General features: G+C 70.9%; 11 protein-coding genes. 6 read left to right on the top strand and 5 right to left on the bottom strand.

From position 1 onward, the window contains the following. Nucleotides 1-31: 31 nt before the first annotated feature. The 5 genes from AB0K21_RS36585 to AB0K21_RS36565 form a co-directional block, all read right to left on the bottom strand. Complete coding sequence (locus AB0K21_RS36585) at nt 32-1,321, bottom strand: polysialyltransferase family glycosyltransferase (RefSeq protein ID WP_343966079.1); 1,290 nt, start codon at nt 1,319-1,321, stop codon at nt 32-34. After that, nucleotides 1,318-2,247: a glycosyltransferase family 2 protein gene (locus AB0K21_RS36580; RefSeq protein WP_343966082.1), complete on the bottom strand. Its 930-nt coding sequence runs from the start codon at nt 2,245-2,247 to the stop codon at nt 1,318-1,320. The genes AB0K21_RS36585 and AB0K21_RS36580 overlap by 4 nt, the downstream gene beginning before the upstream one ends. Nucleotides 2,248-2,557: 310 nt before the next feature. Next, nucleotides 2,558-4,636, bottom strand: a complete 2,079-nt coding sequence (locus AB0K21_RS36575) for an N-acetylneuraminate synthase family protein (protein ID WP_364156509.1) — start codon at nt 4,634-4,636, stop codon at nt 2,558-2,560. Nucleotides 4,637-4,790: 154 nt separating this feature from the next. Further along, entirely contained in the window at nt 4,791-5,753 is a 963-nt protein-coding gene (locus tag AB0K21_RS36570; RefSeq protein WP_343966086.1) for an alpha/beta hydrolase family protein, read from the bottom strand. 161 nt (nt 5,754-5,914) lie between these two features. Then, nucleotides 5,915-6,961, bottom strand: coding sequence for a LacI family DNA-binding transcriptional regulator (locus AB0K21_RS36565; RefSeq protein WP_343966088.1), 1,047 nt, complete (start codon nt 6,959-6,961; stop codon nt 5,915-5,917). Between the two features lie 159 nt (nt 6,962-7,120). Here AB0K21_RS36565 and AB0K21_RS36560 point away from each other — a divergent pair, with 159 nt between their 5' ends. The 6 genes from AB0K21_RS36560 (at nt 7,121) to AB0K21_RS36535 (ending at nt 13,857) form a co-directional block, all read left to right on the top strand. Continuing rightward, entirely contained in the window at nt 7,121-8,389 is a 1,269-nt protein-coding gene (locus AB0K21_RS36560; protein WP_343966090.1) for a maltose ABC transporter substrate-binding protein, read from the top strand. A 158-nt stretch (nt 8,390-8,547) separates the two neighbouring features. After that, a complete protein-coding gene (locus AB0K21_RS36555; protein WP_364156504.1) occupies nt 8,548-10,071 on the top strand; it encodes an ABC transporter permease subunit in 1,524 nt (507 codons plus the stop codon). After that, nucleotides 10,068-10,904: a sugar ABC transporter permease gene (locus tag AB0K21_RS36550; protein ID WP_343966095.1), complete on the top strand. Its 837-nt coding sequence runs from the start codon at nt 10,068-10,070 to the stop codon at nt 10,902-10,904. The genes AB0K21_RS36555 and AB0K21_RS36550 overlap by 4 nt, the downstream gene beginning before the upstream one ends. A 2-nt stretch (nt 10,905-10,906) precedes the next feature. Then, a complete protein-coding gene (locus AB0K21_RS36545) occupies nt 10,907-12,697 on the top strand; it encodes an alpha-amylase family glycosyl hydrolase (protein WP_343966097.1) in 1,791 nt (596 codons plus the stop codon). Between the two features lie 94 nt (nt 12,698-12,791). After that, nucleotides 12,792-13,049, top strand: a complete 258-nt coding sequence (locus tag AB0K21_RS36540) for a hypothetical protein (RefSeq protein ID WP_343966099.1) — start codon at nt 12,792-12,794, stop codon at nt 13,047-13,049. Between the two features lie 91 nt (nt 13,050-13,140). Next, the gene (locus AB0K21_RS36535; RefSeq protein ID WP_343966116.1) at nt 13,141-13,857 is read left to right on the top strand and encodes an MgtC/SapB family protein; all 717 of its coding nucleotides are present in this window, start codon (nt 13,141-13,143) and stop codon (nt 13,855-13,857) included. The last annotated feature ends 35 nt before the right edge of the window (nt 13,858-13,892 follow it).

Here is a 13,892-nt window from a genome sequence, read left to right as displayed (position 1 = left end):
CCCGGAGGCGCCCCGACACGGTGCCTCCGGCTCAGGGGGACGTTCTCGACAGGCGGCTGCGGAGCCTGCCGAGAGGGCTCCGTTCCCGGGGGGCGGCGACCGGGGCGGGGGCCGGGGCGGTGATCAGCTCCAGGGCGGTGAGCCGCCGGTGCTTGAAGTAGCGGTCGGGACCGCAGGTCCGGAGGTAGGCCGCGGCCTGCTCGCGCAGCCCCGGATACGCCTCGCTCCGCATGCAGTAGCCGACCGCGCCCACCAGGGCGGAGAGGTCCACCGGCGGGGGTTCCCACAGCGAACCGTCCGTCGACAGGCGGGGCAGCAGGGCGTCGGTGATGGTCGCCGGGATCCGGTTGCTGTTCTCGTACGGGGAGAGCCGCTCCAGGATCAGCTCGCCGCCCACCGTCGCCACCGGGAGTCCGAAGTACCGTCCGGCGGTGATCAGAGCGGTGGAGAAGCAGCCGACCACGAGCTCGGGCCCGCGGGTGGCGAAGCACGACTCCGCCGGGACGGTCTCCGCCACCACGTCCAGCTCGACGCCCAGCTCGGCGGCCGTCTCGCGCAGCCGCCGGGCGTGCCGCCGCCCGGCGGCCGGGTGCGGCTTGAACAGCACGCGCGAAAACCCCCGGGCGACGAGGCCGCGCAGCATGTCGGCGTGGAGCTCCGCCTCCTCCTCGGAGGTGAGGATGCCGAGGGCGGACAGGTACTGGCCGAGGATCATCGCCCGGCCCGAGGGCGGGTCGTCGGCCCGATGGCCGACCACGTCGAGGAAGGCCCGGTCGGGAAGAGGTTCGGCGGGCACCCCGTACTCGGAGAGCAGCAGCGGCCGAAGACCGGGCACCAGGTCGAGATGGAGCAGGCGGGTGATCCGCCCGTGGATCTCCTGCGGCAGCGGGTCGCGGGTCGGGCCGTAGCTCATCAGGCCGTCGGAGTAGACCGAGATCGGGCAGTCCCTGACCAGCCCGGCCAGCGTCCTGGCAGGGGGAACCACGACGGATTCCAGAACCAGCTCGGCGGGCCCGGCCCCCAGGGACAGGTGCGAGCGGAGCAGGCGGCCCAGCATCGGCACCTCGACGACGCGTGCCTTCCAGTCCGCCGGATGCAGCGGGGCCACGATCTCGTTCCACGAGTGGATCTCGTCGAAGCGCGGACGCAGCGTGGCGAAGCCCGGGGTCTCGTCCAGAGCCGGGGTGATCTCCGGGATGGCCGCGTTGTTGGAGACCAGCAGGATCCGGCGCCCCCGGCGGGGACCGAAACGGCCGTCGTCGATCGCCGCCGCCAGCGTCATCGCGCCGAACAGGGTCGAGGCGTAGAACAGCTGCGTCATCGGCGCTCCAGGAGATCGAACAGGATCTGATCGCGTTCGGGGTCCAGGGCGGTCCCGGCGAGCAGGTCGGCGGGGAACCGCCTCAGCGCCGTGGCACCGCGCTCCTCGAAGCGGGCTCGAAGCTCGGGGGAGAGGCGCTCGCCCAGCTCCAGGTGGTGGGCCAGCAACGCGCGGAAGGTACGCACCGCCTTGGGCACGAACTCCTCCTCCAGGTCCGCGAAGACCAGGTCGAAGGCGTCGAAGAAGTGCAGTTGCCTGGCGTCGCCGGTCCGCGTCAGCGAGCCCGCCACCATCCGCCGGTAGAACAGCCCGGCCAGTGACACCACCGCGAACGAATCCGCGTCGCGGTGCAGCCGCCAGATCCACGGCCTGTCCTCGGCGGTGTGCAGGTGCCCTGGGAAGGTCAGCAGGTCGCCGAGGTCCCGGCGGTAGATTCCGGCCCAGGCGTAGGGGTAGTCCACCATGGTCTTGGCGTGATCGGGCAGGATGTGGTCGCGCGGCTTCAGCACCACCTCGCGGGTGGCGAGCGGGGCCCGGTGGATCGTCCGCTTGCGGCCCTCCACCTGTACGTGGTCGACCCGGACGAAGTCGCAGTCCAGCCGCTCGATCGCGCCGACCAGGTCCCCGAGATATCCGGGCGCGAGCCAGTCGTCGCCGTCCATGAACGTCAGGTAGCGGCCGGAGGCCAGGGAGATCCCGAGGTTACGCGCGTCGGCCAGTCCGACCGGGGCGTCGTTGCGGACCACCACCAGACCGGGCAGATCACGGCAGAAGTCCTCGATGATCTGCCCGGTGGCGTCCACCGACCCGTCGTCCACCACGATGAACTCGAAGTCCCGCCGCGCGTTCCTGGCCAGCGACGCCAAGGCGTCCCCGACGTAGCTCTCCGCGTCCCGCACCGGAACCACCACCGACAACTTGATCAACTTCGCCCTCCCATCCCGAACTCAGATGAACGAACCAAGAGGCCCATGTCGAACCCCCTCGCCTTGTCCTCCGGGGGACTCCCCGTGAGGCCGCGCCGGCGACCGGACCGAGGAGCCCTCTGGGGGCGTGCCCCAAGCTCCCCCTTGAGGGACTCCCCGTGAGGCCGCGCCGGCGACTGGACCGAGGAGAGCGGGGTCGCGAGGAACGAGCGGCCCCGGTCGACGAGGGAAGGAGCCGGACAAGAGCGGCCTCACCGCGACGCGCAGCGTCGCAGTCAACACAGCGTCGCCATCGACACAGCGTCGCCATTCACACACCAACGCGGCGGAGACGGGACTTGGGCGCCTGCTCGCCCGGGAAGACCCGCTTGACGCCGTCGCCCAGGGCGGTCTCGATGATGCGGATGTCACGGACCAGGTGCTCAAGCCCGGCGGGCTCCAGCGAGGCGGCGTGGTCGGAGCCCCACATGGTGCGGTCGAGCGTGATGTGCCGCTCCACGGTCACCGCGCCCAGGGTCACCGCGGCGAGCGAGATCTGCAGGCCGCGCTCGTGGCCCGAGTAGCCGACCGGCACGCCGTACCGCTCCTGGAGTGTGGTGATCGTGCGGAGGTTGGCCTCCTCGGGGGGAAGGGGGTAGGTGGAGGTGGCGTGCATCAGCACCAGCTTGGAGGTGCCGAGCAGCTCCACCGCCCGGTCGATCTCCTCCAGTGTGGACATGCCGGTGGACAGGATGATCGGCTTGCCGGTCGCGGCGAGCGCGCGGAGCAGCTCCAGGTCGGTCACGCTCGCCGAGGCGACCTTGTGGGTGACCACGTCCATGGACTCCAGGAAGTCAACGGACGGTACGTCCCACGGCGAGGCGAACCAGTGCAGACCCCGCTTCCGGCAGTGCTCGGCGATCTGGGAGTACTCGTCCAGGCCGAACTCGGTCCTGAGCTTGTACTCCATGTAGGTCATCTCGCCCCACGGCGTCTGCCGGATCTGGTCGCGCTGCTCCAGCGGCACGCAGATCTCCGGTGTGCGCTTCTGGAACTTGACGGCCTGACAGCCCGCCTCGGCCGCCACGTCGATGAGCCGACGCGCGATGTCCAGGTCGCCGTTGTGGTTGATGCCGATCTCACCGATCACGTAGACCGGCTGTCCGGCGCCGATCAGCGCGTCGCCGATCTGGACGGGCCTGGCGACCGGGGCGAGCCTCAGTTCGGCGCGGGGCGGGGTCCCTCCGGTGACCTTCTCGTCCGCCGGGCGGGCCGCGAGGACCCGGTCGCACAGCTCCCGTACGGCCCCGGCCCCGCCGGGCCTGGTCAGCACGGTCCTGGCGGCGGCGCGGACCTTCGGGTGGGCGTCGGGGACGGTGACGGGCCAGCCGACGTCGCTCATCGGGCCCAGGTCGTTGACGTCGTTGCCGACGTAGGCGACGCGGGCCGGGTCGATTCCCTCGATGGCCAGCCAGTCGCGCAGCACGGTCCGCTTGTCGGTCAGGCCCTGCAGGACGGGCACGCCGAGCTTGCGGGCGCGGGCCGCGACCACCGGGTTGTGCTCGGTGGACATGATCATCAATTTGACGCCGGAGCTGCGCAGCAGTGAGATGCCCATGCCGTCGGAGCGGCTGACCGCGACCATCTCGCGGCCGTCCTGGTCGACGTAGGCCCGGTCGTCGGTGTGCACGCCGTCGAAGTCGGTGATCACCGCGTCCACGTCGATCGGCTCGGGCCGGTCCACGAACGGTGCCAGCGCCCGTACGATCTCCAGGTCCTCGGGGGTGTCCACCTCGACGGCGTGGTGAGGGGAGACCCGCTGCACGGCGACGGCGCCGAAGAAGCGGTGGCCGTGCTCGCGCAGACCCTCGGCGCGCATCACGTAGAAGGCGCCGGTCTCGCGGAACTGCGGTTCGCGGTCCTGGCGGCGCGGCCGGTGGGAGGGGTCGTGGTTGACGCCCGCGCCGTTCACGCTCCACAGGAACTCGTGCGTCTCCAGCCCGGAGAACACCACGTCGGCGCTGCCGTCCAGGACCTTGGCGATGGCACCGTCCAGATCGGCGGGGTCGATGAACGCGCTGGTGCACTGCACCAGGATGACCACGTCGGGGACGTCGGGGGTGTGGTCGAGCGCGTGCAGCACCGCGGACTCGCTGGAGGCGGTCCCGCCGCTCAGCTCCTCCGGCCGGTCGATCACGGTCGCGCCCGCGGCGCGGGCCACCTCGGCGATCCCGGCGTGGTCGGTGCTGACCACGACCTCGTCGACCAGCTTGGCCCGCACACAGGCCCGTACCGCGCGGGCGACCAGGGGACTGCCGCCCACCGGGGCCAGGTTCTTCAGGGGAACGCCCACCGAACCTCCGCGGGCGGGGACAACGGCCAGGACTCGCAAGGTGGCTCCTCGTGACATACGACAAACGCCCCTGAACTGGGGTGTTTGACGAACGCTAGTCACGGGGGTGACCGGCCAGGGGTGCCTGAGCTGAACGCCCAGAGTCATCAGCCTTAACTTTCGGCGCCCCGGCACCCGGGTGGGCACACCTCCGAGAAGGTGTCCCAGGTCGTCAGGGAGCGGCGCCGATGGAGCCCATCAGCATGGGGAGCGCGCGTTCGAGGCCGCGGCTCCAGTAGGGCCAGCTGTGGGTACCGGGACCGTAGAAGTCGACGGTCACGTCGACGCCGTTGGCCCTGGCCCGCTCGGCGAAGGTCACGGCCTGGCCGAGCAGGGCGGCCTCGCCCTCGTCGCGCTGCTCGGAGGCGCCGTCCAGCGGGCCGGGGGAGCCGTCGCCGCTGGAGACGAAGAGCCGTACCCCGCGCAGCGCGCCGGTGAGATCGGCAGGGTTGTGGGCGGCCCACTCGGGGTCTCGCGGGGGACCCCAGAGCTTCGCGGAGTCCTCACCGTTCCGGTCGAGCAGCCAGTCGACGCCGCCGTTGCCGTCGCGGGTGTGCAGCACCCCGGAGAAGGAGGCGGCCGCCTGGAACATGCCGGGATGGCGGGCCGCGTACGACATGGCCCCGAACCCGCCCATGGACAGTCCCGCCACCGCCCGCCGGTCCCCGGCGCCGTAGTCGCGCTCCAGGATCCGCCGTACCTCGGTGAGGTGGAAGGTCTCCCAGCCGGGGCCGTCGCGCCAGTCGGAGTAGAAGCCGACGGCGCCGCCCTCGGGGATGACCACGATCGCCCGATAGCCGGAGGTGAGGCTCGCGGCCTCCCCCTTGGTGACCCAGGTGTCGTAGTCGGACTGGCAGCAGCCGTTCAGCAGGTACAGCACCGGCCACGGACCCGAGTCCGGCGTCCAGCCCTCGGGCAGCAGGACCCGGACCATGCCCTCGCGGCCGAGCGCGGTGGAGGTCACGGTGAGCTCGTGGTCGCGGCCGCCCAGCTTCTTCACCGCGACGGCGGGGGTTCGCGAGGACCCGCTGTCACGGCTGCCGGGCGAGGACGGCGGCAGCAGTGCCATCAGCACCGCCACGACCGCCACGGCGGCCAGCAGGAACACTCCCAGACGTACAGCTGTGCGGTTCACGCCGCCAATACTCCCGCTTCCCGCCGATCACGTGAAGCCCACTCGACGCGTCGAGAGCCGGTGGGACGGACAAAGTTCCCCGCGAACGGGGGCACAGGCCACTTTTGCGACGGGCAGCGGCGGCGGGTACGTCATGATCCACCGGGCCGTCCGGCGCCGGCTCAGAGAACCGGGCCCGATGGAGCGTTCCGGTCAGGGGAGGCCCATCGGGCCCGAGTGGACGCGCGGACCACGAGTTCGGGCTGGAAGAGGTACTCGGCGGCCCTGGCGGGGCGCCCCTTGATCTCGTCGAGCAGGGCGCGTACGGCCGCGACCCCCATGGCCTGCACCGGCTGGCGGACCGTGGTGAGCGGCGGGTCGGTGAAGGACATGAGCGGGGAGTCGTCGGCGCCCACGACCGAGACGTCCTCGGGCACCCGCAGACCGTGCCGCCGTACCGCGCGCACCGCGCCCAGCGCCATCAGGTCGCTGCCGCAGACCAGGGCGGTGGCGCCCCGCCGCACCAGCAGGGACGCGGCGCTCTGACCGCCCTCGACGTCAAAGGGCGACAGTTCGACCAGGTCGTCGGTGTCGTGCCCCAGGCCGAGTTCCCGCAGCGAGGCACGGAATCCGGCGAGCCGCCGCTGGACCGTGGAGTAGCGCAACGGGCCGCTGAGGAACCCGATGCGACGGTGGCCCAGTTCGACGAGGTGGCGCGCGGCGATACGGCCCGCGGTGACGTCGTCGCAGGAGACGCAGGGAACGCCGAGGCCCGGGATGTCACCGTTGACGAACACGATGGGCAGTCGCCGCCGCCTGAGGCCGTGGTAGCGGGAGCGGTCGATGGTCGTGTCGGCGTGCAGCCCGGAGACGAAGAGAATGCCGGAGACGCCACGGTCCAGCAGCATCCCGACGTATTCGTCCTCACCGGCCCCCTCGGGGGTCTGTGTGCACAGGACCGCGGTGTACCCGTGGCGTGCCAGTCCCGTCTCGATCACCTGGGCGAAGAACGGGAAAACCGGATTCTGTAACTCGGCGGTGATCAGCCCGACCAGCCCTGAGCTTCGCGGGCGCAACCCGTTCGGACGCTCGTAACCGAGCACGTCCATGGCGGTGAGCACCGCGCTCCTGGCCCTCGGGCTCACTCCGGGGCGCTCGTTGAGCACCCGGGAGACCGTCGCCTTGCTGACCCCGGCCTGCCGGGCGATCTCGTCGAGTCGTGCCGCCATGGTCAGTGATTGTGGATCAGCTTTCTGAAACTCTGCAAGACATCCTGAAACATTGCCGCAATTTCCTGCAACACATTCCAGGCTGGATGAACCCTCTGTTAACTTCGGCGCACATCACGGTGCACCCCCTGAAAACCCCCTCCCACCTGGAGCTCAAGCGTGCGCAGACCCATGAAGACCCTTGCCGGAGCCCTCGCGCTCGGCCTTGTTCTGACCGCCTGCGGTGGAAACACACAGGCGCAGGGGCAGCCCTCCTCGGCTCCGGTCGCCGCAGGCGACACCACCCTGCTCATCTGGGCCGACCAGATGCGCTCGGACACCCTCAAGCCCTTCGCCGAGGCCTTCGCCAAGGAGAACGGGATCAAGGCCGAGGTCGTCGTCGTGGCCCAGAACCAGCAGCAGACCTTCACCACCGCCTCCCAGGCGGGCAAGGGCCCCGACGTGGTCGTCGGCGCGCACGACTGGATCGGCAACCTGGTGCAGAACGGCCTCATCGACCCGATCCAGATGACGGAGGACCAACTCGCCGGGTACGTGGACGTGGCCCGCAAGGCCGTCACCTACGACGGCCAGGTGTACGGCGTGCCGTACGCGGTCGAGAACCTGGCGCTGTTCCGCAACACCGAGCTGGCGCCGGAGGCCCCGGGAAGCTTCGACGAACTGGTCGAGACGGGCAAGAAGCTCAAGGCCGCGGGGAAGGTCGAGCAGATCGTCGGCTATCCGGTCAGCCAGCAGGACGGCCAGTCCGGCGACACCTACCACCTGTACCCGCTCTACACCTCGGCGGGCGCCCACCTGTTCGGCACCACCCCGAGCGGCGACCCCGACCCGTCCCAGCTGGGTGTGGGCGAGAAGGAGTCCGTCGAGGCCTTCGAGCGGATCGCCAAGCTCGGTGAGAAGGGGGAAGGGGCGCTCAAGCGCTCCTTCACCTCCGACAACTCGGCGGCCGCCTTCAACGAGGGAAAGACCGCGTTCATGGTCGCCGGGCCGTGGCGGCTGGCCGACGCCCGCAAGGCGGGTGTGAAGTACGACGTCACCCCGGTGCCCGGTTTCAAGGGGGCCGAGCCCGCCAAGCCGTTCGTGGGCGTGCAGTCCTTCTTCGTGGCGAGCAAGGGCGGGAACAAGGCGATCGCCCAGGAGTTCGTCACCGGCACCCTGGCCTCGGCCGAGGTGGCGCGGGCACTGTTCGACGCCGAGCCGCGGATGCCCGCCCTGAACGAGGCCCTGACGTACGCGGCGGGCAAGGACCCCGATGTCGCCAAGTTCCAGGCCGCCGCGGAGAACGGCACGCCGCTGCCCGCGATCCCGCAGATGGTGGCCATCTGGGGGCCGTTCAACACGCTCATCCACGCCGCGGTGAAGGGCGAGCCGGTGCCTCCGGCGGTCGAGGCGGCCGCCAAGGCCATCGCCGAGCAGCTCGAGCAGTGAACACGAGACGACTCCGGAGCGGGGAGGGGCGCCGCCCTCCCCGCGAGGGGGATGTCCTCGAAATCGGGCGCGGGCGCGCGGCCCAGGAGGGCCGGGGGGCTCGGTCGCGCCAGGCGGCGCCTCCACCCGAACGGCCCCGCCGCGGACGCGGGTGGGCCGTGGCGACCGGGGTGTGGCCGGGAAGCGCGGGCGGGATCGCGCTGCGGGTCCTGGTGCTCGGGCTCATCGTCGCCGTCGCGCTCTGGGCGGTCGCGCCGCTGGTGGCGGCGGAGAACTGGATCGGGGTGGGGATCGTCGCGGTCGTCACCGCCGCAGGCCTCCTCGTCTACCTGACGCCGCGGCGGCTGCCCGCCAAGTACCTGCTGCCCACCACGCTCCTGGTCCTCGCCTTCCAGGTGTTCCCGGTGGTCCACACGATGTCGCTGGCGCTGACCAACATCGGCGACGGTCACCTGGGGAGCAAGCAGGACGCGATCACCGCGATCGAGACCTCCTCCGTCAAGCGCCGGCCCGGTTCCGCCGAGTACCGGCTCACCGTGGCCGAGAAGGACGGAGACCTGGTCTTCCTGCTGGCGGCGGGAGGACGCGCCTACACCGGCACCGCCGAGGGGCTGCGCCCCCTGGAGGGCGCCACCCTCGGTGCCGGCGGCCGGATCACCGCGGCCGGCGGCTACACGGTGCTGACCGCCGCGCAGGCCTCCGCCAGGGGCTCGGAGATCACCGAGCTGGTCGTGCCCGTCGAGGGCGGGGCGATCCGCAGCCAGGGCCTGTCGAGGGCCTATCGGGGTACGGCGACGCTCGCCTACGACGCGGGCTGCGACTGTGTCACCGGCCAGGACAGGATCTGGCGGGCCGACGAGAAGCTGGGCAGGTTCGTCTCCGCCGACGGGCAGGCGCTGGCGCAGGGCTGGAAGGTCGACGTCGGCCTGGCCAACCTCACCGCCGCGCTCACCAACCCGAAGATCAACGCGCACTTCCTCGGCGTCTTCGGCTGGAACCTGGTCTACGCCACGTCCGTCGTGGTGCTGACCGCCGCGCTCGGGGTGGCGGTCGCGCTGGTGCTGCACCATCCCCGGATGCGTGCCGTACGGGCCTACCGGACCCTGATCGTGCTGCCGTACGCCATGCCGGCCTTCGCGATGCTGCTGGTCTGGCGGGACATGTTCAACACCGACTTCGGGTTGATCAACAAGATGTTCGGGCTCGACGTCGACTGGCTCGGCGCCCCGCTCACCGCCCGCCTGTCGGTGCTGCTGGTCCAGCTCTGGCTGGGCTTTCCCTACATGTTCCTGATCGCCACCGGGGCGCTGCAGACGATCCCGTCGGAGTATCTGGAGGCGGCCCAGGTGGACGGCGCGACCGCCTGGCAACGGTTCGTGAAGGTCACGCTGCCACTGCTGATGCTCGCCCTCGCCCCGTTGCTGGTCTCGTCGTTCGCGTTCAACTTCAACAACTTCAACGGCATCTTCCTGGTCACCGCCGGAGGCCCGTTCCCCGCCGACAACCCGACGGTGGGCGCGACCGACCTGCTGATCACCTACACCTTCCGGCTCGCCTTCGGGCAGCAGGGCGCGCAGTACGGCCTGGCCTCCGCGATGTCCATCTACGTCTACCTGATCGTGGCGGTGCTCTCGATCATCAGTTTCCGGCGTACCCGGGCCTTCCAGGAGGTGGACCGATGAGAAGCGGACTGGTCCTCCGGCACCTGGTGGCGATCACCGTCACCGCCTTCGCCCTCTTGCCGATCCTGTTCGTGGTCTCCTCGGCGCTCAACCCGCTCGGCACGCTCAGTTCGGCGACCCTGTTCCCGAGCGGCGCCGGCCTCGCCAACCTCACGGACCTCTTCGAGACCACGGCCTTCCCGACCTGGTACCTCAACTCCGTTCTGATCGCCGGGCTCACCGCCGTGCTGTCGGTGACGGTGTCGGCGGTCTCCGCCTACGCCTTCAGCCGCTTCCGCTTCGCCGGTCGCCGTACCGGCCTGGTAGCGCTGCTGGTGATCCAGGCGTTCCCGCAGTTCCTGGCCATCGTCCCGCTGTACGTCATCTTCAGCGTGATCAGTGACAACTGGCCCGTCTTCGGGCTCAACAGCATCTGGGGCGTGGTCCTGCTCTACATCGGCGGCCAGGTCGGCGTGAACACCTGGCTGATCAAGGGGTTCTTCGACACGATCCCCCGGGAGCTCGACGAGGCCATGCTGATCGACGGCTGCACGCCCACCCAGGCGTTCCGCAAGGTGATCCTGCCGCTCTCGGCGCCCATCCTGTCGATCAGCGCGCTGCTCGTCTTCATCGGGACGATCAACGAGTTCCTCATCGCCAGCGTCTTCCTCACCGGCGACGACGCCCGCACCCTCGCGGTCGGGCTGTTCAGCCTGCTGGCCGACCAGCGCAACGCCAACTTCGGCATGTTCGCGGTGGGCACGTTGCTCACCGCGATCCCGACCGTCGTCGTCTTCCAGTTCCTGCAGAGATACATCGTCCACGGGCTCACCGCGGGCGCGGTGAAAGGTTGATCATGATAGACCGGGGATTCCATCACGACGGCTCGCCCGACCACGTCAGCACGGCGGCGCCGGAGCCGGGGGAGACGGTCACCGTCTTCGTTCGCACCCCGCGAGGCCACCGCTCCGGCGTGCACGTGCGGACCACGCCGGACGGCGAACCGCACTTCACCGAGGCGGTGATCGACCGCGAGACCGAGCGGGAGACCTGGTGGCGGGCCGACATCGTGGCCCGCAACCAGGTGACCGGCTACCGCTTCCTCATCGGCGGCCCGGACGGCTACCGCTGGCTGACCGCCTCCGGCCTGGCCGCCCACGACGTTCCGGACACCACCGACTTCAAGCTGGTCACCCATGCCGCCCCACCCGAGTGGGCGGCCGGCGGTGTGATCTACCAGATCTTCCCCGACCGGTTCGCCTCCTCGGGCACGGCACGCGACCTGCCGCCGTGGGCGATCCCCCGCGGCTGGGACGACCCCGTCGCGGGGAGCGGGCCCGACACCTCGCGGCAGGTCTTCGGCGGCGACCTGGACGGCGTGCGCTCCAGGCTGGACCACATCACCGCCCTCGGCGCGGACATCCTCTACCTGACGCCGGTCTTCCCCGCGGCCTCCAACCACCGCTACAACGCCTCCTCCTTCGCCGAGGTCGACCCGCTGCTCGGAGGCGACGCGGCCTATCGCGCGCTGATCGACGAGGTGCATCGCAGGGGCATGCGCATCCTGGGCGACCTCACGACGAACCACTGCGGCGACACCCACGCCTGGTTCCAGGCGGCGCTGCGGGACAAGGGCGCCGCCGAACGGGAGATGTTCTTCTTCACCGACGACGACCTGGGCTACGAGGCATGGATGGGCGTTCCCTCCCTGCCCAAGCTCGACTGGTCGAGCGAGCGGCTGGCGGGGGCGATGGAGGAGGTCGTCCGCGGCTGGCTCCGGTTCGGCCTGGACGGCTGGCGCATCGACGTGGCCAACATGACCGGCAGGCTCCGCCAGGCGGACCACACGCACGAGGTGGCCAGGCGCATCCGGCGGGCGATGACCGAGGAGTGCCCGGACAGGCTGCTCGTCGCCGAGCACGCGCACGACGCCACCGGCGATCTCGACGTCGGCGGCTGGCAGGGGACGATGAACTACGCCGGTTTCACCCGCCCGGTGTGGAGCTGGCTGCGAGGCCCGGAGGTCCACCTGCCGTTCCTCGGGGTTCCGGCGGAGGTGCCCAGGATCGGCGGCGGCGACGCGGTGGCGACGATCCGTGCCTTCTCCGGCCACATGTCGTGGCGCTCGCTGGTCCACTCCTGGTCGATCCTCGGCTCTCACGACACCGCCAGGATCCGCACGATATGCGGAGGGGATCCCGCCCTGGTGGAGGTCGCCGCCGGGCTGATGCTCACCCTGCCCGGCACGCCCATGGTGTTCGCGGGCGACGAGATCGGCCTGGAGGGCGCGTGGGGAGAGGACTCCCGCCGGACCATGCCCTGGGACCGGCCGGAGAGGTGGGACCGGGGCACCTTCGGTGTCTACCGCGACCTGATCGCGTTGCGCCGGGGCGAGGCCGCCCTGCGCCACGGAGGCCTGCGCTGGCTGCACGTCTCCGAGGACGCCGTGGTCTACCTCCGGGAGCGCGCGGGCGAACGCCTGCTGATCCTGGCCGCCCGTGCCGCCCACCGGCCGGTGCGGCTCCCGCTCGGCGCCCGGTGCCTGCCCGTGTACGGCGACGCGGAACTGTCCCCCGAGGCTGACGGCACCGTCACGCTGCCCGCCGACGGCCCGGCCTTCCACATCTGGCGCCTGGCCCGGAGCTGAGGAACCGGGGCGGGCAAAGTTCTCGCCAAACGGCGTTACGGGCCTTATGGGGCCGGGGATTTGCGATAGTACGTCGTAATTCACGGAGGCTGTCATGGTCAAGGGAACCGCCACCGCACTGGATGGCAGAGCGGGCGGGTCGGAGCGGCCGCACATCAGCCTGCCGGTGATCGGCACGCTGGCCGTGCCGCCGCCGGATCGACTGGTCTTCTACGGCGTGCTGGGCGTGCTGGGCGCGCTCGGAGTCGTCGAATGGCCCCTCGTGCTCGTCGTCGGGATCGGTCACTATCTGACCGAACAGCGGTTCTCCCCCTTCCTGCGGGAAGCCGGGCAGGCCGCGGAGGCGGCGTAGCGAGGACAGAGACGCCGAGCGGCGGCCCGGCCCGTCCCGGCGGACAGCGGCCGGGGACCGGACCTGCCGGCCCAACCTGGAGGTGGTGGCGCTGGCACCTCTCGGTGACCTGGCAGGACAGGGCTGGACGCAGCTCGGCGAGCTGGCCCTGGCATTCGTGCTCTCGGCCGCGATCGGCCTGGAGCGGGAGATCCGCCAGAAGAGCGCGGGACTGCGCACCCACACCCTGGTCGGCTTCGCCGCCGCCCTGATCATGCTGGTGTCGAAACACGGCTTCGCCGATGTGCTGGGAGAGCACGTCTCCCTCGATCCGTCCCGGGTGGCCGCCCAGATCGTCTCCGGCATCGGCTTCATCGGTGCCGGCCTGATATTCGTCCGCGGTGACGCGGTCCGGGGCCTCACCACCGCCGCGGCGATCTGGCTCACCGCGGCGGTGGGCATGGCGGCGGGAGCGGGACTGTGGCTGCTGGCGGTGGCCGTGACCGTGGGACACTTCGCGACGGTGTTCGTGCTCACCCCACTGGCCGACCGGCTCCCCCGGTCCAGGCACGCACCCTCGCGGCTCCATCTGACCTACCTCGACGGGCGGGGCGTGCTCCGGCTGGTGCTGGCCGAATGCACGCGCCGGGGGTTCGTCGTGGACGAGCTCTCCATCGACCAGCGCGGCGAGCGCCGCCCCCCGGCGACCGTCTCGCTCTGGCTCACCGTGCGCGGCGCCGGCCTGATAACCGAGCTGACCACCGTGCTCTCCGAGATCGACGGGGTGCTCGCGGTGGTGAGCCAGGACGCCAACGCGCCAACGCTCTGAGCGGGATTTTCGGGTGATGTCCCGGTACGGACCGG

This window comes from Streptosporangium sp. NPDC049248, from assembly GCF_040678965.1.
In the GTDB taxonomy this organism is placed as follows: Bacteria; Actinomycetota; Actinomycetes; order Streptosporangiales; family Streptosporangiaceae; genus Streptosporangium; species Streptosporangium fukuiense.
Note: the sequence above shows the minus strand (reverse complement) of the source record. Positions and strands in the feature narration are given on the sequence as shown.